Raw genomic sequence first — 19,246 nt, forward strand, 5'->3', positions numbered from 1 at the left:
AATGGGGAATGGGGAATGGGGAATGGGGAATGGGGAATGGGGAATGGGGAATGGGGAATGGGGAATGGGGAATGGGGAATGGGGAATGGGGAATGGGGAGATTTTTTATTGGCGATCTATCTCAATTTTTTCATCACTTATTCGATCTTTTTTACCACCAATTGAGTTTAGATAAGCATTGAGTTTTGGTGGCAATTCATCGATTATTGGTTGAATTTTTATGACTTGTTCATCTGCTAACAACTTTCGGGCATATGCCAATCTCAACCAACTGATTGTTTCATACAAAGAGCCTCTGGCAATTTTAACAAAACGCCGATTGTCTTGATGATTGTACCTGCCGCGTCCTTCTGCGATATTAGCACAAACACTATCGGCGGCTCGTACAATTTGGTTGCCCATAGTATCTTTCGTGAAATAATCCCATTGTTTGACAATAAACCAAACCTCATTTGCTAGCTTTTCAGCCAATTTGTAAACATCCAAATCCTCAAAATCAGGTCTTGCCATATCTACACCCCTCTATTACCAATCCCCAATTCCCAATCCCCCATTCCCTATTCCCTAGAGTATTTTTTCCAATCCGTAAACGAGCGATCGCAATTCCAGCACTTTTCGCACCGATAACAAAACTCCCGGCATATAACAAGCCCGATCGCTCGTATCGTGTCGTAAAGTATAAACTTGGCCTGCACCGCCAAAAATTACCTCTTGATGAGCAATTAAACCGGGCAAACGGATGCTGTGAATCCGAATCCCTTCATCGGCCACCGAACCACGAGCTCCGGCTATTTTTTCAGTTTCCTCAACTTCGGGCACATTGAAAGTTTTTCCCAATTCTGCTAGCATTTGAGCAGTTTGAATCGCCGTGCCACTGGGAGCGTCGGCTTTTTGATTGTGGTGCAGCTCGATAATTTCTACGTGTTCAAAATACTGAGATGCGGTGACGGCTGCTTGTTGTAGCAAAACCATGCCGATCGAGAAATTGGGTATAATCAAACAGCCGATGCTGGCTTTGTCAGCGAATTCACCTAAGTTATCAATTTGCTTGCTGCTCAATCCTGTAGTCCCAACTACCGGGCGTATACCATAAGCTATAGCCGATCGCACATTTTCATAAACAGACGAAGGGTGCGTAAAATCTACCATCACGCCTAATTGCTTTTCCTGAGATGCTAATACCAGCATTCCTTGCAAGTCGTCTGTTACCGGAACTTCTAACGGGCCGCATCCGGCTAATTCCCCCGCATCGGCGTTGAGGCACTCAGGAGAGCGGTCTACAGCCCCAAATAAAGTCATGTCATCAGCATTTGCGATCGCCTTAATTACTTCGCGGCCCATCTTGCCACCAGCACCGTTAACAATCACCGGAATCGGAAGTTGATTCGCCATAATCTCAAAAATATCCTGAAACTTCGATCGACTAAATTTTAACGCTTGTGGGAATTTAGGGAAACAGGGGAATAAAAAACAGGACTTGTCGGCAAATCTTCAACAACCCGGTTTCCCCTCCCGAAATACTTGGCAAAATCGAGTAATTAACTTAAATAAACTCGGTTTCGGCACAATTTCTGAAAAAATTACACTCAATCTCATAATAAGCTCAATTCTGTGGAACAGACTTGTGCGAAGCGAATTTGCACCCATATATTTTTTCTGTGACTCCCAAATTCTCTCGAAATCTTCGTTCTGTACTGTCTGTCGCCACTGGCCTCGATCTGAGTTCTCCAGGCCGCCGGGTCAGAATTTTGCCTGCAATGCTGGCGGGTGCTACTGTAACGCTGCTGAATCTGGGAGTTCAACGGTTGGGATGGCTGCAAAGCTGGGAATTGGGCAGTTTTGACTCGTTAGTACGCTTGCAGCCCGATGCGGGCAGGGATCCGAGGCTGCTGATCGTGGGAATTTCCGAGGCAGATATTCAAGCTTTGGGGAGATTTCCGGTTTCCGACGGTGCGATCGCCCAAACCTTGACAAAATTGCAAAAGTACCAGCCAAAAGTCATCGGTTTGGACTTGTACCGAGATTTGCCGCAACCACCGGGACACGAAGAATTGCTGGTCAAGCTGAAAGCACCGAATGTAGTGGCGATCGCCAAAATGAGCGATGCAGAAAGTCCGGGAGTCCCGGCGCCCCAAGGAATACCGCGCGATCGAATCGGTTTTAACGACTTCGTGCTCGACGCTGACGGCGTGGTGCGCCGCCATTTACTCTCAGTCTCGCAAGCAAACAAGACTACTGTTTCGTCGTTTTCTCTGCAACTGGCTTTGCTGTATCTCAAAAACAGCGTGCAGCCCACAGATAGCCCTGTCCATCCCCACCAAATCAACTGGGGCAAAGCAGAATTTGTGCCTTTAAAATCTGACAGCGGCGGCTATGCAAATCTTGATGCCAGAGGCTACCAAATTCTGCTCAAATACCGTTCTGCCAATAATGTAGCGCGACAAGTCAGTATGTCGCAGGTATTGAAGGGGGAAATTGACCCAACCTGGATAAAGGACAAAATTGTGCTGATCGGAACGACAGCACCTAGTACCAGAGACGTGTTTCTGACGCCCTACAGTCCGGTTCAAAAACAAACTCCGAAAATGCCGGGGGTGATCCTGCACGCCCAAATGCTCAGCCAAATATTGAGTGCCGTTTTGGAGGGGCGATCGCTGTTTTGGATCTGGCCGCAATGGGCGGAAATTTTGTGGAACGCTTCTTGGGCTGTGCTTGGCGGGGTTGTGGCTTGGCGGATTGTGCACCCGGCGAGGGCAGCATTGGTTGGGGGTGCGCTGTTGATGGGGCTGTTGGGAATTAGTTTTGCGATTTTTATTGAGGGTGGGTGGGTGCCGCTGGTGTCGCCGGCTTTGGGTTTGGTGGTGACTGGTGTGGGCGTCAGCGCTTACAGGAAGCTTTACGATGCTTTTCACGACTGTCTGACGGGTTTGCCGAACCGGGATTTGTTTGTGGAATGTTTGGGGCGGGCGATCGCCCACAATAAAGGCCACCACAGCTATCTGTTTGCAGTGCTGTTTATTGATTTAGACCGATTTAAGGTAATTAATGATTCTCTAGGTCATTTGGTAGGGGACGAACTGTTGATGGCCGTGGTGCGGAGGCTGAGGGCAAGTATTGCTCGCGCGGATACTGTGGCGCGGGTGGGGGGTGACGATTTTGCGATTTTGGCGAGGAATGTCGATCTGGGGAATGCGATCGATTTGACCGATCGCATTCACCAAGCTTTAATTGTGCCTTTTGACGTGAGAGGGCAGGAGGTGTTTGTCACGGCGAGTATCGGAATTGCGGTGGGAGGCGAACCAACTACTACCACCCGGGAACAGCCGGAACACTTGCTGCGAGACGCCCACACGGCGATGTACCGGGCGAAGGCTTTGGGAACGGGAAGGTATCAGGTGTTTAATGCTTCGATGCACGATTTGGCGTTGGAGAGGTTGCGGTTGGAAACAGATTTACGGATGGCCCTGAAGCGTCGGGAGTTTTTGCTGCACTACCAGCCCTTTGTGTCTTTGGCTAGCGGGAGGATTATTGGGTTTGAGGCTTTGGTGCGCTGGCAGCACCCCCAGCGGGGCTTGATTTCGCCGGTCAAGTTTATTCCGGTGGCTGAGGAAACGGGGGCAATTGTGCAGCTTGGTGAGTGGGTGCTGGAGGAAGCTTGCCGGCAGTTGCGACTGTGGGAGGAAATGTTTGATTTCGATCGCCCTTTGATTATGAGTGTAAATTTATCTGGGAAGCAGTTTGCTCAGCCGGATTTGGTCGATCGCATTCAGGCTATTTTGGCAGAAACGGGTTTGAGTGCCGAGAGTTTGAAGTTGGAGATTACTGAGAGTGTGGTGATGGATGATGTCGAATCGGCGATCGGGGTTTTGAAGCAAATGAAAGCGTTAAATGTCAAATTGGGAATTGATGATTTTGGGACTGGTTATTCGTCGTTGAGTTATTTGAGTCGGTTTCCTACGGATACTTTGAAGGTTGATAAGTCGTTTGTCGGGCTGATGGAGTTGGGTGAGGGAGAGAATGTGGCGATCGTCCGAACAATAGTCACCCTGGCCCACGCTTTGGGAATGGATGTGATTGCTGAGGGTGTGGAGACGGCGGCGCAATTAGCTAGGTTAAGGGCGATCGGCTGCGAATACGGCCAAGGTTATTTTTTTGCTAAGCCATTACCGAGCGATGAAGCTACTGCTTTAATGGCTTCGGAGCCGCAGTGGTAGTTGTTAGTTATTAGTCATTAGTCAGCAGTCATTAGTCATTTAACGGGTGTATCTCAATGCAAGCGAATATATCCGTAGGGGCGAAGCATGACCGCAGTCAATATGAGATAATAACTAATAACTTATATGCGGTCATGCTTCGCCCTCTTCAAAAACCAGATGTACCCCATTTAACACTATTCGTTCGGAGGTAAGCACGATCGTGCCAGAATTATTTGATGCAGTCGAATTGTTAGTAACATTGCCTGAATCTAATTTACACCTAGGTGTTAGAGGGGCAATTGTAGATTGTTATGATGATGGAAATTACGAAGTAGAATTTAGCGATCGCTCTGGCGAAATGATAGCTTTGTGTACTCTGTCTACGGAGCAGTTTTTAGTTGTTTGGAAGTCGAAAGAAAGGCGTTGGTTGTCTGTATCTGAGCTATTAGCTGCGATGGTTGGACGTTTGTCAGACGAACGTCAGATAGAAGTTTTAGAGTTTGCACGTTCTTTGTCTGGGAGATAGCGAGTTGTTGTCAGGGCGATCGCTTATATCAAAAAGGATCTCGCCCTTCGCCCGTGAAAAAGCGATCGAGGGCGATCGACCTTTCGATGAAAAAAAGGGCGATCGACCTTTCCATGAAAAAAAGAGCGATCGCCCTTCTCCCTAATTCACAAGATAATCACTCAGAGTTTTTAGTAAGCGTTGATGTCGCTCTGAGGAAATAGCTCCAATAGAACCGATAATTTGATTGCGAGGTAATACAGCAAGGAAACCTAACCGAATCAAGGATTGAGACCGTAAACCGCTGGCAGCAAAGTCTGAGTCAGAGGGGGAAATAATATCGTCAAAACCTGGAACCTGTTGATTTAGTTGGGTACTAACACCACACACTAAAAAATCTCTATAAGGTGGGAGTTCCCTCAGAAGGATGGCTGGACGATTTTTAGTTGTCCCGTCAGCTTGGGGTATTGGGGTGAGAACAACATCAGCTTCCTGCATAGTCAGGATTTAGTGTTTTAATTGCATTGCTCGGGTAATCATCGTCCTGACTGTAAGCATTGTTTAGTTGATGCCTTGACAACCACAACCAGGCTTCGCGTTCTGCTAATTGTTCCGGGAGGACTGTGACAATTAGTTTTATGTTTGGTTCAAGCTTATAGGGTTCATCTAGCTGAATAGATTGCCCATCAAAATGTGCTGACAAAGAAATAAGCTTCATGGCTTGGATATCTTGAAGGCGAGTGCTTTTACTAAGTTTATCATATTTTGACGTTCTAGGGACACAGGCTTTGACCCGTTTTTCTACGATTAATTTGCTCCATTCCTTAGAAAAATGATCGCCCCTCCTCGAACCAAAAAGCGAGATTCCTCGGTCGAGAAAAGCGATCGACCTTTCCATCCCACTCATAGCGATCGCCCCTCTCCATCCACAAGACCGATCGCCCTTTCCATATAGCCAAAAATAGGCAAAAAGCGATCGCACTTTTTGACTTATTCCAAAAGGGCGATCGCCTTTTATTTCCGCTTCCGAAATAAAGGGCAATGGCGAGATATTCAGTTTGTATTGCACTATTGCACCAGTGTATACTAGATTATAGGGGTGTTTTGAGCTAGTTTATGCCACAGATATCTACCATAATGTCGTTAAAGCCGCTCTCATTAAAGACGGCTGGACAATTACTCACGATCCTTTCACTATTAGATTTGAAGACTTGACTGTTTACGCGGATCTAGGAGCCGAAAAATTAATTGCCGCCGAGAGGAGTGAGCGAAAAATTGCTGTTGAGGTGAAGGTATTTATCAGTCCTTCCCCAGTGACCGATCTCGAACGAGCCGTTGGACAATACTATCTATATTCGAGTTTTATGGCGCGGCTGGAGCCCGATCGTACTCTATATCTTGCCATTCCGAAACGCACTTATGAAAACTTTTTTCAGCGTCCGTCGATTCAGGAATTTGTTAAAGAACGACAATTCCCTTTGATTGTTTTCAATCCCGACTTAGAGGAGATTGTACTATGGAAAAGTTGACTCAGTATCGATCGATCGCGCGAGAAGTAATCGACGAATATGCCCGCTACAAACCTAGTTCCGAGCAGAGCGATATGTCGGCGGTTTATGATAGCGATCGCGACCATTATTTGCTGGTTAGTTTTGGATGGAATGGCGATCGGCGAGTTCACAGCACTATCGTGCATCTGCGAATTTTCGAGGGCAAACTCTGGATTGAACGAGATGAAACTGAGGAGGGGGTGACTCAGGATTTGCTGGATCGAGGGGTTTTTCAAAAAGATATTGTGCTGGCTTTTTACCATTATGAAGACCGGAAGTTGACTGATTTTGCAATTGCTTGAGGTAAAGGGCGAGATCCCTTGGTTGAGAAAAAGGGGTAAAGAGCGATCGCACGTTTTGACTAATTCCAAAAGGGCGATCGCCAATCGACTGACGGTAATAGTTGTATAATAGACAAAGTAGGCAAGCACAAAAAGTGAAAACCGATGTCACAGGCAATCCTCAACCAAATTGTCAATCAGCTTGAAATGCTGGAAATTTTAGAGTTACAGGAACTCGATCGGGCGATCGGGAAATATCTGGCCCAGAAACAGCAAGCCACTCAACCCAATCAAAAATTTGCTAAAAAAAGGCAATTATTTCGAGAGTGGGATGCCATTTCTGATGAGGAAGCTGCGGTACTAAAATCTGAGTTTGCGGCAGAAGATTTAGAGTTGGCAGAAGTTGCCTTAAGTGATTATATGCTGAGACTTCAACAACTGGATAAAATCTGATGCTCGGAGATATTTATTTGGCTGATTTGAATCCTTCTCTCTTGTTCAGAACAAGCAGGAATTAGACCAGTCATTATTGTACAGCGAGATACATTAGACCGCTTTACTACAACAGTCATCGTAGTTCCCGTAACAAGTAATCTGCGGCGTGCTAAAATACCAGGGACAATTATTTTGCCGACTGGTGAAGGTGGTTTAACACAAGATTCAGTCGTGCTTTGCTATCAAATAGTAGCGATAGATCGAGAGCGATTAATCAAAAAATTGGGCACTCTTTCAGCAGATTATGTATCAAGATTACAGGTGGCATTGCAGTATACATTGCAAATGGATGAATCTGAGAATGTAGAAGAATAGAATGAGTTGAAGTAAGCGCGTGCGAAGCTATCCCGTAGGGAATCGCACTTTTTGACTTATTCCAAATGGGCGATCGCTTATCTGCGCTTACAAGCAAGGCGATCCTGCTATAATTGGCTAAAGTTGCTGATGTTGAGCCAGAGGAGGCAGAGGAATCTGCGCGATGAGCTGCTAATCTCAAGGATGCTATAATAGATAGGAGTTACGCATGACCTCAATTAGTATATTTTTCTAGGTAAATGAGATGAACGCTAAAGAATTACTCCTTAAGGAAGTAGAGAATATTCCAGAATTTATATTAGAAGAAGTTTGGAATTTCCTGCAATTCCTCAAATTAAAATACAATAAAGATAAGTTAGAAGCAAGCCTGCTCAGTGAATCTTCTTTGGAAAAAGACTGGTTAAAGTTAGAAGAGGATGAAGCATGGCAGAATTTGTAAAAGGTGATGTAGTAGTTGTTCCATTCCCATTTTCAGATTTAACACAAGCCAAGCGCCGACCGGCTCTAGTAATCGCAACTTTGGCAGGAGACGATATAATTCTTTGTCAGATTACTAGCCAAAAGATCGCCGATCGCTATGCTATCACTCTTGAAAGTAGTGATTTTAGCGAGGGCGGACTTAACCAAATTAGCAACATTAGACCTAATCGCTTGTTTACCGCAGATCGAGGAATTATACTTTATAAAGCCGGTCAGCTTAAAACTGAAAAGTTAAACGAGGCGATCGCTAAGATTGTTGAAATTATTCAGCAGTAATTCTCTATTGTCAAGCGTTCCCTCTGCTTAAAATACTGTTTGACTATGTTGTGTTGTGCGATCGCCATTTTGGGCTGGAAAGAGCGATCGCACGTTTTGACTCCTTCCAAAAGGGCGCTCGCTGGTTTGGCATCTGGTATAGATGAAGGGCGATCGCGCCATCTTCCCGCAGCCAAAAATGTTAAATAACAAAATTGGATAATTTTTGTTATTATGGGGAGAGTAGTTGACTCAAATAGGTGACTCAACATCATGAATATATCCTTAACTCCTGAACTAGAGCAGTTTGTTCAATCAACAGTCAAAAACGGTAGGTACTCATCTGCTTCTGAAGTAATTCTGGCTGGATTACGATTGCTAAAAGAACGGGAAATTTTAGTTGTTTTGAATCCGGTTTCGTCAGAGGGTAAGCAGACACCCAGCTATGATTTTTCGGATTTGGTAGGGCGATTAACTTGGCGGGGAGATGCAGTAACAATGCAGAGGAATCTACGCGATGAGTGGTAATCGCTATGTGTTGGATACGAATGCGATCGTGGCTCTACTTCAAGGAAATCTTCAACTCATTGAATTACTGAAAGATGCTGATTGGCTGGGAGTTTCAGTTATTAGCCAAATTGAGTTTCTGGTGTTTCCTGGGCTGACTCAAGATGATCGTCAGATTTTTGAGCAGTTTCTGCAACGAGTGGAGGTTCTTGGTTTAGGGGCGATGGATGCTGTTTTGATTGACAAAATCATTGAAATTCGCCAGCAACATCGCTTGAAACTGCCGGATTCGGTTATTGCAGCAATGGCAATCCAAAATTCAGCAAGTTTGGTGACGGCCGATCAAGAGTTTGGAAAGGTAACAATTTTAACGGTAATTAATTGGTAGCGATCGCTCTTTGTTAAAGTTTTGGGAAAAAGCGATCGCACGTTTTGACTTATTCCAAAAGGGCGATCGCCCTAATTGTCAAGTAGACATGATTTGGGATAAACTAATTCTGAAACTATTCCCTAAATATCGCCCCTTCCCCCAAAATTTCAACCAACATCCAGTCCCCCCCTTCTTAAGGGGGGCTAGGGGGGATCAATCCGAGACTAAGCCACTCCACCTAAAATTTCAATGAACATCCAGTCCCCCCCTTCTTAAGGGGGGCTAGGGGGGATCAATCCGAGACTAAACGACTCAACCATCGACTTCAACCAACATCCAGTCCCCCCCTTAATAAGGAGCACCAGTGAGCTCATGCCTTTATTAAACGACTCCAACTTCCACCTACCATACAACCCAAAACTCATCCCCATCGCCAAACAACTGCGAAAAAATCCAACTCCATCCGAAAAAAAACTGTGGCAAGATTTTCTGAGAAATTTCCCCTTTCGAGTTTTGAGACAGCGCCCGATCGACAATTTTATCGTAGATTTTTATTGTGCGGCTTTACTGTTAGTAATTGAGATTGATGGGGAGAGTCATTTTACCGAACAAGGGAAACTATATGATGCAGAAAGAACCGGGATTTTAGAGGGGTATGGATTGAAGGTTGTCAGGTTTACGAATGTTGAGGTGTTGCAGAGTTTTGATGGGGTTTGTGGGGAGTTGTTGGGTTTGATTGAGGGTGATTTTTGAGGCCAGATCCCCCCTAGCCCCCCTTAAGAAGGGGGGGACATGAAGGGAGGAGAGTTGAATGGGTGGCTGAATGCGATCGAGGCGATCGAGGCGATCGGATAAAATATTAGGCGGCATAATTCAGTCGTTGTGCTAGTTGCTGATGCAAAGCCAGGTAATGGGATTTTATTATTGACGAAAACAGAAAGAGTGATCGTCCTTTGTTGAGAAAAAACAATAAAAGGCGATCGATCTTGCCAAAAAACTCTCAACAAAGTGAGAACCCTTTCCCAACCTTTCTTAAAGTGTTTCTTTGAGCCTCATGCTGTAAGGTTTGCTCCCTTTGTGAAAGCATCTGTGAATTGAGCTAACCCATGTGAGCCACCGTTTACTAAACGTCTTGCTGTGGCATAGTCAGGAGGTGGAACTAGAGCCTGTCTGATAGCATTTTCTTTATTCTTAATAAAGCGGGCTAAAAGTTGTGCTGCAATCCTTGGATCATTGGCTAATTCTGGATTATTAACTAGCTGATTCCCAAGTCCAAGTTGTGGACCCAGTTGTTGATAATTATATTTACCAGTCAACTGAATAAAACCACGCCCTTTATACCTGTCTCCCTCTCCAACACCATTATTACCTAAATCACTACGAAAGTCGTATTTGTTGAAGGGACGACCACCGGGCGAGGTGTTATATTGAGAGATACCCTCGTCAATTGGCTCAAAACCTTCTGTTTCAGCGCGGATAGTTGCCAGTGCCATCAGAACCATATCTCGGTCTCCTAACCCCACTTTTTCTAGCTCACTGAGAATTAAAGGAAGATAAGTTTCTATATTGGTCTTGACGTAGCCTAAATTAGGAAACATTTGAAAAACGATGTCAGTGGTAAATAAAGCAGTTTGGGAAGAGTTGTTTCCACTTTTATTAGTAGATTTAGGCAAAACAAAAGCACGACCAGCAGGTGCATTGCTATAGATACTAAAGAATTTTGAAAGCGTTTGCCGATCAACCTCAACCGCTCTACGAGATAGCGGATCAGCCACTATATAATTACCATTGCTAGTTCTGCCAAGAATAGCAATGACATGATTTACTGAGCGGGAATTTGTATAACCTATCTGTGACCACCAGTCAGGATTTGCCTCGCCAAAGGCAATAACTGGATTTTGATTAGCCAGTGCTTCATTTAGAGCGTTCCAACGCTGTTCTGTACTGTTGCTAATACCTACATTAATCCAAGTTCCTCCTGCATTTTGAATGCCCCGTTCAATATCTACATCGGAAGCATTAGGATGATTTGTTGGGTTTAACCCCATTAATTCAGCCGCTTGATTGATACTTGCTTGTTCACCAAGTCCATTGGGTTCTAGTCCTAAAGCTTTCAAAACGATTGCAAGGCTAGCTGGCCCACAATTATTGTTTGGAGGAGCAGAAAGTCCGGGATCTTGGTGAAATTGATATTTAAAGAATGCTTGAGCTTCGGCAGCACTCTGGGGTAGCTTACTATTTCCGCCTCCTGAATCACCGCTGCTAAGAGGGACTTTATATACACCCCCATCATAAACAATTTTTCCTTTTTGAAATGTCTGTGTTAGTAATCCATTATTCTGATCCACAAATCGATCGGAAGTCGGATATCCGAGGTCTTTCTGTTGTAGAATCTGCTGGTACGCACTCCAAAAACCTCCACCAACCCAATACGAATTATTGTTAGCGCCAGACTTCATAATTGCGCCTGAACCTTCAGAACCCCCAGAAAATTCTTGAAGATAGCCATTATCAACCGAACGATACACATTACCAGTGGGAGAACCCAAAGCCGATGATCGACCATTGTTGTTGAAAGTATTGACGTAAGTTGAATGGGTGTTAGCACCGTCGTAACCCACTGTTTTGTCTAAACTCGGAGATTCGTTAGGGCGATAAGCTTTTGCCCCAGATTGAGCTGTCCAATAAATATATCCCCCTTCAAAATCAATGCGTTGGCCACCTGACGAATCCGTTTCCTTTCCTTTAGTCGGAAAGCCTAACCAGTTGTTAGAACCGCCAGTTTGATTGTAAGTATTAGCGAATGGACTCGGAACTGCGATCGCCCCATATTTAGCAGTCCAGAAGACGTGACCATTATTGTAATTTTGATGATGGCCCTTTGTTCCATATTGTGAATCACCAGCCGGCCAATAGCCACCAGTAGGACTTCCTAATGAGTCTTGATAACGTGCATATTCAGCATCAATGGATTTCTGCCAAGGTGATTCATCATACTTGAAAGCTCTTATCCCTTCCTTAGCTGTTCGATAAATGTATCCCCCTTCAAAATCAATACGTTGTCCGCCTTCCCAATTCCATTGCTTTGCTGTCGGGAAGCCCAACCAACCATTAGAACCGCCGTTTGGATTATGGTAAGCATCAGCGAATTGACCCACCAATGCGATCGCCCCTGATTTAGCAGTCCAATAAACAGACCCGCGATCGTAAGTTCTACCGTAACCCTTTGTTCCAGTTGGTGAATCAGCCGCATCCCAATAGCTTGTAACCGGATTACCTAATGAATTTTGATTAGCTGCATCATCAATGGATTTCTGCCATTGAGGAATCAGTGGGGACAGCGGTTGACCCAAAGGAATCCGAGCTAAATCTTCATTCGAGAAACGCTTCACTGTATTCGGATTAATTCCTAATCCGTTCAAGGTTTCTCGATCGGGAATCAGTCGTAATTGACCATTTTGGACTAAATAGTAATCCGAGTTATAGCTTGAGATAACTTCATTCTCTGGAGGAGTCGCTACTACATTCACTACATATTGACTTGCTGCATTAGGGGCCGCCGAACCTATTTGTAAGTAATAGTTTCCAGCCCCTAATATTAAATCGAAACTTTGAGATTCCGTTACAATATTACCAAGCTTAATTACCTCGCCCGGATCTACTTGACCATTACCATTTCGGTCTTTAATCAACGACCACTCAGCACCAGAACCTAATTGAGATAATTCAAGATTTACTAATTTAGAGCTGTTTAAGCTGAATTTGTAAAAGTCGTTTAAATCCTTACCACCTATTGAACTAAGAATACGCCCTGATGCAACCTGATCCTTATTAACCCCATCCCCTAAGTCAGCACCACCAGAAATCAAAAATAAATCTTTGGCAGTCTGGATTGAGTAATTACCATCAGGATCGGTCAGAGGAACTGGTTTGCTAATTACTTGTGCTGAACCTGATATCACTAGCGAAGGATAGCCATACCAACTTGCTTGACCCGAAGGCTGCACCGTCAAATACCCATTCTTGTAATAGTGATTAACCACCCCACTACTCACCACAGTCTTATCAAATGCCCCAGCAGACGCAGGAACTTTCCCTTGTCCGGGTTGTGGCGCATTCGGAGTAAAAGTAGCATTCAATGTATAAGGTCGTACCAGTCTTTGCTGAGTCGAATTCCAATCAGGTTCTTGCCAGTAATTGCTGGGAGTTTTCACCTCAATGTCATAGCGCCCTTTATTCAGTTGGAGTTCCAACCATCCATCCGAATTAGCAGAAACCGCAAGACTAGCAATTGATTCCGGTCTATCGTCTGAACCAATAAACTTCTTAACGCTTAGTTCCATTTTGCCATTGGGAGAATTCAAATTTATCCTGAATTTTCCCAACTCATTCACTTCAATCCCATACTTAGCAATCCGGTTGTTGACTTGTATATTGTCATAAGTGACCACACCTGCTAAATTCTTCAACTCAGAGACAGCCGGCCCTGAGAAAACCGCACTTTGCGGGCTGTCTTGTAAGGAATAATAGGGCTGAGTTCTGTACTGTATATTTCCAGCAAAACTCGAAACTCGATCGGCAGTAAACTGAGTTGATATGTTGTAATCTTTGAAAGTAGACCAATCACCGTTACCGACCTTGAGATAGTACGTCCCCGAATTGTAAAAATCGCCACCTGAGAAAGAAGTCTGTCCCTCCGTTCTCACGGAAGAACTAAGAGAAAGCCCTTTAGTGAAGATATGAGATCCAGGCTTACCGTCAGCTTTGATGATAGTTACATTTGGGGGCTCGGGAAATCCTGAAACAGGGTTGAGACTGGTCAAATTCCACCTTATATAACCAGGTTCATTTACCGTAAACTGATAATATTTATTGGGCTGATTCGAGTCAACCCGATCGCTATCCGAGAAATTAGTTGATACTTGTACAGTAGCCGCCGCGATCGAATTTCCACCTTTAGCAGCCCGTTCCTCCGGCGTAACTTTCCCTTCACCACTCCAAGTTTCAGGAGTCACCCACGGAGTCGGCCGATATACTTCCGGCTTCGTCTTCTTCGCCAAATCCACCGCCGCCAACGTATTCAAAAATCCAAAACCCGTCTCATCATCCCATCCAACCGGCCCCAAATCCCTCGCCGTAGACTTCAAAATCTCCATCACTTGGCGATAGTTCAAAGCAGGATTTGCCGCCCAAACCAAAGAAGCCGCCCCCGCAACTTTAGCAGTCGCCACCGAAGTCCCCGCCATCGTCCCCAAATCATTTCCCACCGTCGATAAACCGGGGTGTTCACTCGTGCCGCCATCCGCCACAATATCCAAACCGCGGCCATAACTAGAATAGTTCGATCGCCCGTTAATATCCCCAGCCCCAACCGTAAAAATATTGTCAAATTCCTGAGAAGCTTGACCCAAAACCGACATCACACCGCCATCATTACCCGCCGCCACTACCAGCATTACCCCATTTTGCCGCGCATATTCGATCGCACTTCTTTCTGCGGTCGTCAACTCATAGCGCGTCGTCACACTCCCGTCAGCATTCTTCTGAGTCAAATCCAAACTGAGATTGGCGATCGCATTTTTCTGTCCAGAAGCCTTCGCAGCATCCACAAACTCTACCAAAGAATCCGCCCATCTCCCAGAATCGATCGCCCTTCCCACCCACTTCGGCGCAGTCTTATTAATCGCATCAATAATCCCCAGCATAAAAGTACCGTGCTCGCTACCTTCCCCAGGCTTCAGCAACGGATTATCATCCCCGCCCACATAATCGCGGCCCTTCTTAATATTCGCGTAATTCAAATAAGGACTATCCGCACTCACACCCGTATCAATACTTCCCAGCAACGGCTGATTAGCCAAAGGAAAATTTAGCAATTGACGGATTGCATTCGGATTGTTAGGATTCGGCGCCTGGGGATCGACGGGAATTATACCAATTGGCAAAGTCTCAAACGCACCGCCCGGATTGTAAGGAGTTTGAGTGGCAATTCCGTTGTTGTACAAACCCAGCGGGTCAAAATCAATCAGCGGTGGTAAATTATTAGTTGGCGCAGAAGGGTCGATCGGGCAAACACCGCTATCAGCCAAGAAATTAGGTAAATGTAAATCTGGTAGCGGCAAAGAACCGAATAACTGATGCAGCGGATTCAAATCATCCAGCCATCCCCCAACACCCGCACTCGGAGTCACAATTCTTTCCAACACATGACTGCGGGATTTTTTGCGGCCTTTGCGTTTCGGTGAATTCCCAAAACCTTGAGCCTCTTTGCGTTTTTTGCCACCAAAATTTAGCCAACCCATAATCTTTCCACCTTGATTAATATGAATTTCGATCGCACGAACTCGATCGAATGCCTCCCGCATTCAACCAAAATCGTTACTTGACAAAAATCTGTAAGTAATAATCTGAAAATTTCTGTTTGTTTGAAAAACTACGCAAAGTTAACAAATTTTACGTATTGGCGATCGCTTCACATCTGCCGCGCTTTGCTAACGGTCTCGTTGGCGATTGAGCTCATACTTTGTCAATGCTTAATTTTTCGGTTTTTCTTGCTTCTTCACGGTTATCCTACACCAAAAACCCTCTTTCGATTGTAAAGTTTGTGTAAAGTTTTTTTGCCAACTTAAATTAGGACTGACTCCGAAACCTGGTTTTTACGAAAATATGGAATCGCAGCCTTTAAAATCGATAAAAAACCCGGTTTCCGGCCGCCAGCGCTACATTCCAAAAATAGTTAGAATTTGCCCTTGCTTTTTTTATGATTTCTGATAATATGAACCGAGAGGTGAAATTTGGAATGAGGTCTGAAGCCCTAGCAAATATCACCAAAGCTTCTTCAAAAACTACTCTCCCGTTTCCCTGCTTCTTTGAAACAGGGCACATATTGCTTGGAAAATTTATGTTTTCAGCAAGATTTAGGGCGATCGCACTTTTGCTCTCTAAAAAAAGGGAGGAGAAAGAGCTTCTTCAAAATCTCCTACTTAAGGAGGATGCGAGGGGATCTGAATTTAACGGGGAAAGGGGAAATTTGAAAACAGGCGCTAGGGGCGATCGATCTTTTAGCCTACCAAGGCATAATTCTTATTTAGTCGATCGCACTTTGTCAGCCAAAGTAACAATATGCTATGGAACTCAAATCAGCGGTGCAGTGGATAGCTCATCCAGACGGTCATTGGATACTTCGCAATCCCGAAGACATGACTTTCATGGAAGTTGACGACTTTGACAAACAGGTAATCTTGCAACTAAGCAAACAACCCGTAACTAACACTCTCGCTGAATACAACATCGATTTAGAAGATGTGCAAAACCTCTTGAGAAGCTTAGCACAAACGGGAATGCTAGAAGGCACAAAAGCCCCGAAAGCCAAATTCAATCTCCTATCTTTCACAATTCCCCTAGTCAATCCCGATGTCTGGCTGTCGCAGCATATCGACAAATTGCGCTGGATTTGGACGTGGGAGTTTGGATTTTTCCTGTGCGCTTTCATCGCATCTTCCGCAGCAGCTTGGTTTGGTTCCTCGGCGGAAGTTGTTGTCTCGCACCAGCAGTTGTGGACAGCCGGAAAAATTGAGACTATTATCACATTTGTGTTGCTGACAATCCTGGTAATATCTTTGCACGAACTCGGTCATGCTTTCACGCTCAAACATTACGGCGGTATTGTTAAAGAAATTGGATTGTTATTTATGTGTTTCATTCCTGGATGTTATACAGATACTAGCGACCAATACAGTTTAGTCAAGCGAAAACAGCGGGTTTTAGTCGTGGCTGCGGGAGTTTTGATTCAAGTAACAATTTGGGCGTTTGCTGTTTGGGTTTGGCTGTTTTCGCAGTCGAATCCTGTCTGTCATCAAATTAGTTATTTATTGATGGTGGCGGCTTTGCTGACTGTAGCAATTAATTTGAATCCCCTCAACCGATTTGATGGTTATTATTTGTTAGTGGCAGGAACTGGCATTAACAATCTGCGTCAAAAGTCGTTTGATTTTTATATGGATTTATTGCGGAGGGAGGAGATTGAGGCAGAATCAAGTGATAGATTGGTTTTGGCAGCTTATGCGCCTTTGAGTATCATTTATACTGTTTTTGCTTTGAGTTATTTAATCTCCTTGCTGGGAAACTGGGTTTTGCGGGTTTGGAGTTTTTAACCGCAGATTAATCACGGGCGAGACGCCCGTACCACAAAATGTTGTTGATTTTTTTAGTTAGGGGTTTACTGATATGAATGTTTGTCAAAGGTTGGGAATTGTTGGCGGAAGTTTGAGTTTTGCGGTTGTTAGTCAATGTTTTTCCGTAGAAGCTGCTACTCTGAGTCAAACTTATACTGTGAATCTGGATTCGCAGCCGTTAAATAGCAGTACGAATGTGGTTTTGCCGAAGTTTAATTCGCTGTTGGGTACTCTGTTGAAGGCTTATGTTACGGTTAAGTCTACTGTTAATAATAGTGTCAGCATTACTCCTTTGACTGGAGATTTTACGGGAACGGCAGCAACTAATGCTAATATTGCTGTGAATATTCGGCTGTTGAAAACTGACCCGAATTTGACTTTGAGTGTTTTGGCTAGTCCGCCGGAAACGAAGATTGCTAGCGGTGGTACGGGAAGTGTTAGCGGTTTTGGTTCTGGTAGCGTGTCGAAAAGTTATGATTTGCCGCAGTTTTTGAGTGCTTTAACTGGCTGCGATGGTGATACTTTTACTGCTGGTGTGGCGACAACTGGTTTAACTCAAATTCTGGGGAGTCCTGCTAGAGGTAGTTTTGGCGGTAAGGTGTCGGCGGATATTGCTGCTAGTGTAACTTATGAGTATGAACCTGTGCCGGAACCGATGACGGTGGCTGGTACGTTTGTGGCGGCGGGAATGGGTTTATTGTGGAAGAAAAGACGAACAAAAAGATAAGAAGACCTAGCGGTTAAAATTACGTTATTTTCTTCAGTCTGCGGAGGCAGACTTTGTTCGTGTAGACGCGGTTTCAACCGCCGTCTGCATCTGTTTTGGGTAACTTCAAGCGATCGATAAATGCGATAATTAATCTCAGGGAAGATGCGATCTATCTCCTGAACCTTCTCCAGCCAGCCAGAATCGACTTTGCCTTCTTTAACTTGCAAACTTCCGGGATTTTTGATGTTAAATGGATAAAGGTCAAAAATATTTTTACTGTCAACACTACCTGTGTAGGTTTTGCTGTCAGTCAATGCCCCGATGTTAAGTTCAGCCATGTGTACCCCTGAAAAATAGTTGCTGGAAAATGCTCTTACATACTTATCTGGGGGAACTTGAGGCTTTTATGCAAAACCCGGAATATTGTTATATTTCGTTACATAAGGGTTGCCCGATCGCCCTTCTTCTACCATCTACCCTGAGTTAACATCGGTGGTAACTTTGCTGCAAACTCTTGTGGGGTGGGCATCCTGCCCGCCCAAATTTGTCATGTAAATGCCGCAAATCTTAGTTGCGCTTGGGTTTTGCAGAAACAGACTTACGCATTTACCAAAGAAACCGGGTTTTTGGCGGAGTCTGTGCACTGCGATCGAGTATTCTCGAAAAAATCCGGTTTCTGACCACTCCTGCGTCCAAGATTATAAAATTGAAAGTCGATCGGAGGTAAGTGCGATCGTGCGCTATCATCGGAACAATTTTTGGTAGTTTGGCTGACGCAAGAAAGGCGTTGGTTATCTGGGAGATAGCGAGTTGTTGTCAGGGTGATAGTTTTTTTACAGTTCAGTTACATTGTCAAGGGCAATAATTAGTATTTCATTCGGCTTAGGACTAAAATTAAATCTTAAAGTCCCCGTTGCGGAAAATATTTCAAACTTTAAGATAATATCTTGAGTTAAACTTGGTTCAATTATTATTGGATTATCAAGAGCAAGTTGAAATTTATTTTGATCTTCATCTCTTATATAAAAGTGACCGCTGTCATTGTTAACTAAATAGGTAATGTTTTTGTCATTGAGAATACTAACACTCAACTTTATTATTCCACAGTTGTGCTGAACAGCATTAACCGTGATACTAATATCGCTAATTTTCTGTGTTTCGTTAATAACTCCATAGGTTACAGGATTCAAATCTAAAAGCTTTATGACTAACTTGTCTACAGTGGTATAAGGATTTAATTCATAGATTTTATGATCGCAAGCAGCTAAATTTTGTGCCATCTTCATCCGTAACCATGCTGAATTTTCAATAGCTGTTTTAGTCAGGCTTTTAAGTCTAGAATAAATTAAAATATCTGCTTTTTTAGCATAGCCTGTAAAATAATCTGATTGTTCCAAGTAATCAATAAC

Annotated in this window: 21 protein-coding genes and 1 pseudogene; 15 read left to right on the top strand and 7 right to left on the bottom strand. The window is 44.3% G+C overall.

What is annotated here, in order from left to right; all coding sequences use genetic code 11:
* Positions 1 to 105: 105 nt before the first annotated feature.
* Both JGK20_RS11325 and dapB read right to left on the bottom strand, forming a co-directional pair.
* Positions 106 to 510 carry a four helix bundle protein gene (locus JGK20_RS11325; RefSeq protein ID WP_293177471.1) on the bottom strand — a complete coding sequence of 135 codons (405 nt, stop codon included), beginning with the start codon at positions 508 to 510 and terminating at the stop codon, positions 106 to 108.
* Between the two features lie 54 nt (positions 511 to 564).
* Entirely contained in the window at positions 565 to 1,392 is an 828-nt protein-coding gene (dapB, locus tag JGK20_RS11330) for a 4-hydroxy-tetrahydrodipicolinate reductase (RefSeq protein ID WP_293213387.1), read from the bottom strand.
* A 266-nt stretch (positions 1,393 to 1,658) separates the two neighbouring features.
* Here dapB and JGK20_RS11335 point away from each other — a divergent pair, with 266 nt between their 5' ends.
* The 3 genes from JGK20_RS11335 (at position 1,659) to JGK20_RS11345 (ending at position 4,867) form a co-directional block, all read left to right on the top strand.
* A complete protein-coding gene (locus JGK20_RS11335) occupies positions 1,659 to 4,214 on the top strand; it encodes an EAL domain-containing protein (protein ID WP_293230470.1) in 2,556 nt (851 codons plus the stop codon).
* A gap of 202 nt (positions 4,215 to 4,416) precedes the next feature.
* Positions 4,417 to 4,722, top strand: coding sequence for a DUF4926 domain-containing protein (locus JGK20_RS11340; protein ID WP_293213393.1), 306 nt, complete (start codon positions 4,417 to 4,419; stop codon positions 4,720 to 4,722).
* Positions 4,697 to 4,867, top strand: coding sequence for a hypothetical protein (locus tag JGK20_RS11345; protein WP_293191862.1), 171 nt, complete (start codon positions 4,697 to 4,699; stop codon positions 4,865 to 4,867). Before JGK20_RS11340 ends, JGK20_RS11345 begins: the two co-directional genes overlap by 26 nt.
* Here the strand turns inward: JGK20_RS11345 and JGK20_RS11350 are convergent.
* Positions 4,864 to 5,199 (bottom strand): type II toxin-antitoxin system PemK/MazF family toxin, encoded by a 336-nt coding sequence (locus JGK20_RS11350; RefSeq protein WP_293198673.1) that lies wholly within the window; start codon positions 5,197 to 5,199, stop codon positions 4,864 to 4,866. The two genes, JGK20_RS11345 and JGK20_RS11350, sit on opposite strands and share 4 nt — an antisense overlap.
* Positions 5,186 to 5,770, bottom strand: coding sequence for a hypothetical protein (locus JGK20_RS11355; RefSeq protein ID WP_293198676.1), 585 nt, complete (start codon positions 5,768 to 5,770; stop codon positions 5,186 to 5,188). The genes JGK20_RS11350 and JGK20_RS11355 overlap by 14 nt, the downstream gene beginning before the upstream one ends.
* Before the next feature lie 106 nt (positions 5,771 to 5,876).
* Here JGK20_RS11355 and JGK20_RS11360 point away from each other — a divergent pair, with 106 nt between their 5' ends.
* From JGK20_RS11360 to JGK20_RS11400, 10 genes are all read left to right on the top strand, one after another.
* A complete protein-coding gene (locus JGK20_RS11360; RefSeq protein ID WP_366038804.1) occupies positions 5,877 to 6,230 on the top strand; it encodes an element excision factor XisH family protein in 354 nt (117 codons plus the stop codon).
* Positions 6,218 to 6,553: a XisI protein gene (locus JGK20_RS11365; protein WP_293177446.1), complete on the top strand. Its 336-nt coding sequence runs from the start codon at positions 6,218 to 6,220 to the stop codon at positions 6,551 to 6,553. Before JGK20_RS11360 ends, JGK20_RS11365 begins: the two co-directional genes overlap by 13 nt.
* Positions 6,554 to 6,697: 144 nt before the next feature.
* On the top strand, positions 6,698 to 6,985 hold the full coding sequence (locus tag JGK20_RS11370) for a hypothetical protein (RefSeq protein ID WP_293191870.1): 288 nt from the start codon (positions 6,698 to 6,700) through the stop codon (positions 6,983 to 6,985).
* A gap of 30 nt (positions 6,986 to 7,015) precedes the next feature.
* Positions 7,016 to 7,342: a type II toxin-antitoxin system PemK/MazF family toxin gene (locus JGK20_RS34500; RefSeq protein ID WP_366038806.1), complete on the top strand. Its 327-nt coding sequence runs from the start codon at positions 7,016 to 7,018 to the stop codon at positions 7,340 to 7,342.
* 244 nt (positions 7,343 to 7,586) lie between these two features.
* Complete coding sequence (locus JGK20_RS11375; RefSeq protein WP_194012388.1) at positions 7,587 to 7,781, top strand: DUF2281 domain-containing protein; 195 nt, start codon at positions 7,587 to 7,589, stop codon at positions 7,779 to 7,781.
* Complete coding sequence (locus JGK20_RS11380; protein WP_293177389.1) at positions 7,766 to 8,098, top strand: type II toxin-antitoxin system PemK/MazF family toxin; 333 nt, start codon at positions 7,766 to 7,768, stop codon at positions 8,096 to 8,098. Before JGK20_RS11375 ends, JGK20_RS11380 begins: the two co-directional genes overlap by 16 nt.
* A gap of 39 nt (positions 8,099 to 8,137) precedes the next feature.
* Positions 8,138 to 8,287, top strand: coding sequence for a hypothetical protein (locus JGK20_RS11385; protein ID WP_293225452.1), 150 nt, complete (start codon positions 8,138 to 8,140; stop codon positions 8,285 to 8,287).
* Between the two features lie 63 nt (positions 8,288 to 8,350).
* Positions 8,351 to 8,605 carry a type II toxin-antitoxin system ParD family antitoxin gene (locus JGK20_RS11390; RefSeq protein WP_293225450.1) on the top strand — a complete coding sequence of 85 codons (255 nt, stop codon included), beginning with the start codon at positions 8,351 to 8,353 and terminating at the stop codon, positions 8,603 to 8,605.
* On the top strand, positions 8,595 to 8,972 hold the full coding sequence (locus JGK20_RS11395) for a type II toxin-antitoxin system VapC family toxin (protein ID WP_293230472.1): 378 nt from the start codon (positions 8,595 to 8,597) through the stop codon (positions 8,970 to 8,972). The genes JGK20_RS11390 and JGK20_RS11395 overlap by 11 nt, the downstream gene beginning before the upstream one ends.
* 354 nt (positions 8,973 to 9,326) lie before the next feature.
* The gene (locus JGK20_RS11400; RefSeq protein WP_293230475.1) at positions 9,327 to 9,707 is read left to right on the top strand and encodes an endonuclease domain-containing protein; all 381 of its coding nucleotides are present in this window, start codon (positions 9,327 to 9,329) and stop codon (positions 9,705 to 9,707) included.
* A 299-nt stretch (positions 9,708 to 10,006) separates the two neighbouring features.
* Here JGK20_RS11400 and JGK20_RS11405 read toward each other — a convergent pair whose 3' ends face one another.
* Positions 10,007 to 15,319 carry a S8 family serine peptidase gene (locus JGK20_RS11405; RefSeq protein ID WP_293230478.1) on the bottom strand — a complete coding sequence of 1,771 codons (5,313 nt, stop codon included), beginning with the start codon at positions 15,317 to 15,319 and terminating at the stop codon, positions 10,007 to 10,009.
* A gap of 762 nt (positions 15,320 to 16,081) precedes the next feature.
* Between JGK20_RS11405 and JGK20_RS11410 the strand changes: the two genes are divergently transcribed.
* Together JGK20_RS11410 and JGK20_RS11415 are read left to right on the top strand one after the other, a co-directional pair.
* Positions 16,082 to 17,107, top strand: coding sequence for a site-2 protease family protein (locus JGK20_RS11410; RefSeq protein WP_293177371.1), 1,026 nt, complete (start codon positions 16,082 to 16,084; stop codon positions 17,105 to 17,107).
* A gap of 73 nt (positions 17,108 to 17,180) precedes the next feature.
* Positions 17,181 to 17,855, top strand: coding sequence for a PEP-CTERM sorting domain-containing protein (locus tag JGK20_RS11415; RefSeq protein WP_293177368.1), 675 nt, complete (start codon positions 17,181 to 17,183; stop codon positions 17,853 to 17,855).
* 107 nt (positions 17,856 to 17,962) lie between these two features.
* Here the strand turns inward: JGK20_RS11415 and JGK20_RS11420 are convergent.
* Both JGK20_RS11420 and JGK20_RS11425 read right to left on the bottom strand, forming a co-directional pair.
* Positions 17,963 to 18,058: pseudogene (locus tag JGK20_RS11420) on the bottom strand (1,4-alpha-glucan branching protein domain-containing protein); the annotation flags it as partial.
* Positions 18,059 to 18,670: 612 nt separating this feature from the next.
* Positions 18,671 to 19,234, bottom strand: a complete 564-nt coding sequence (locus JGK20_RS11425) for a hypothetical protein (protein ID WP_293225438.1) — start codon at positions 19,232 to 19,234, stop codon at positions 18,671 to 18,673.
* Positions 19,235 to 19,246 lie beyond the last annotated feature (12 nt).

Source organism: Microcoleus sp. PH2017_05_CCC_O_A (genome assembly GCF_020738785.1).
Classification (GTDB): Bacteria; Cyanobacteriota; Cyanobacteriia; order Cyanobacteriales; family Microcoleaceae; genus Microcoleus.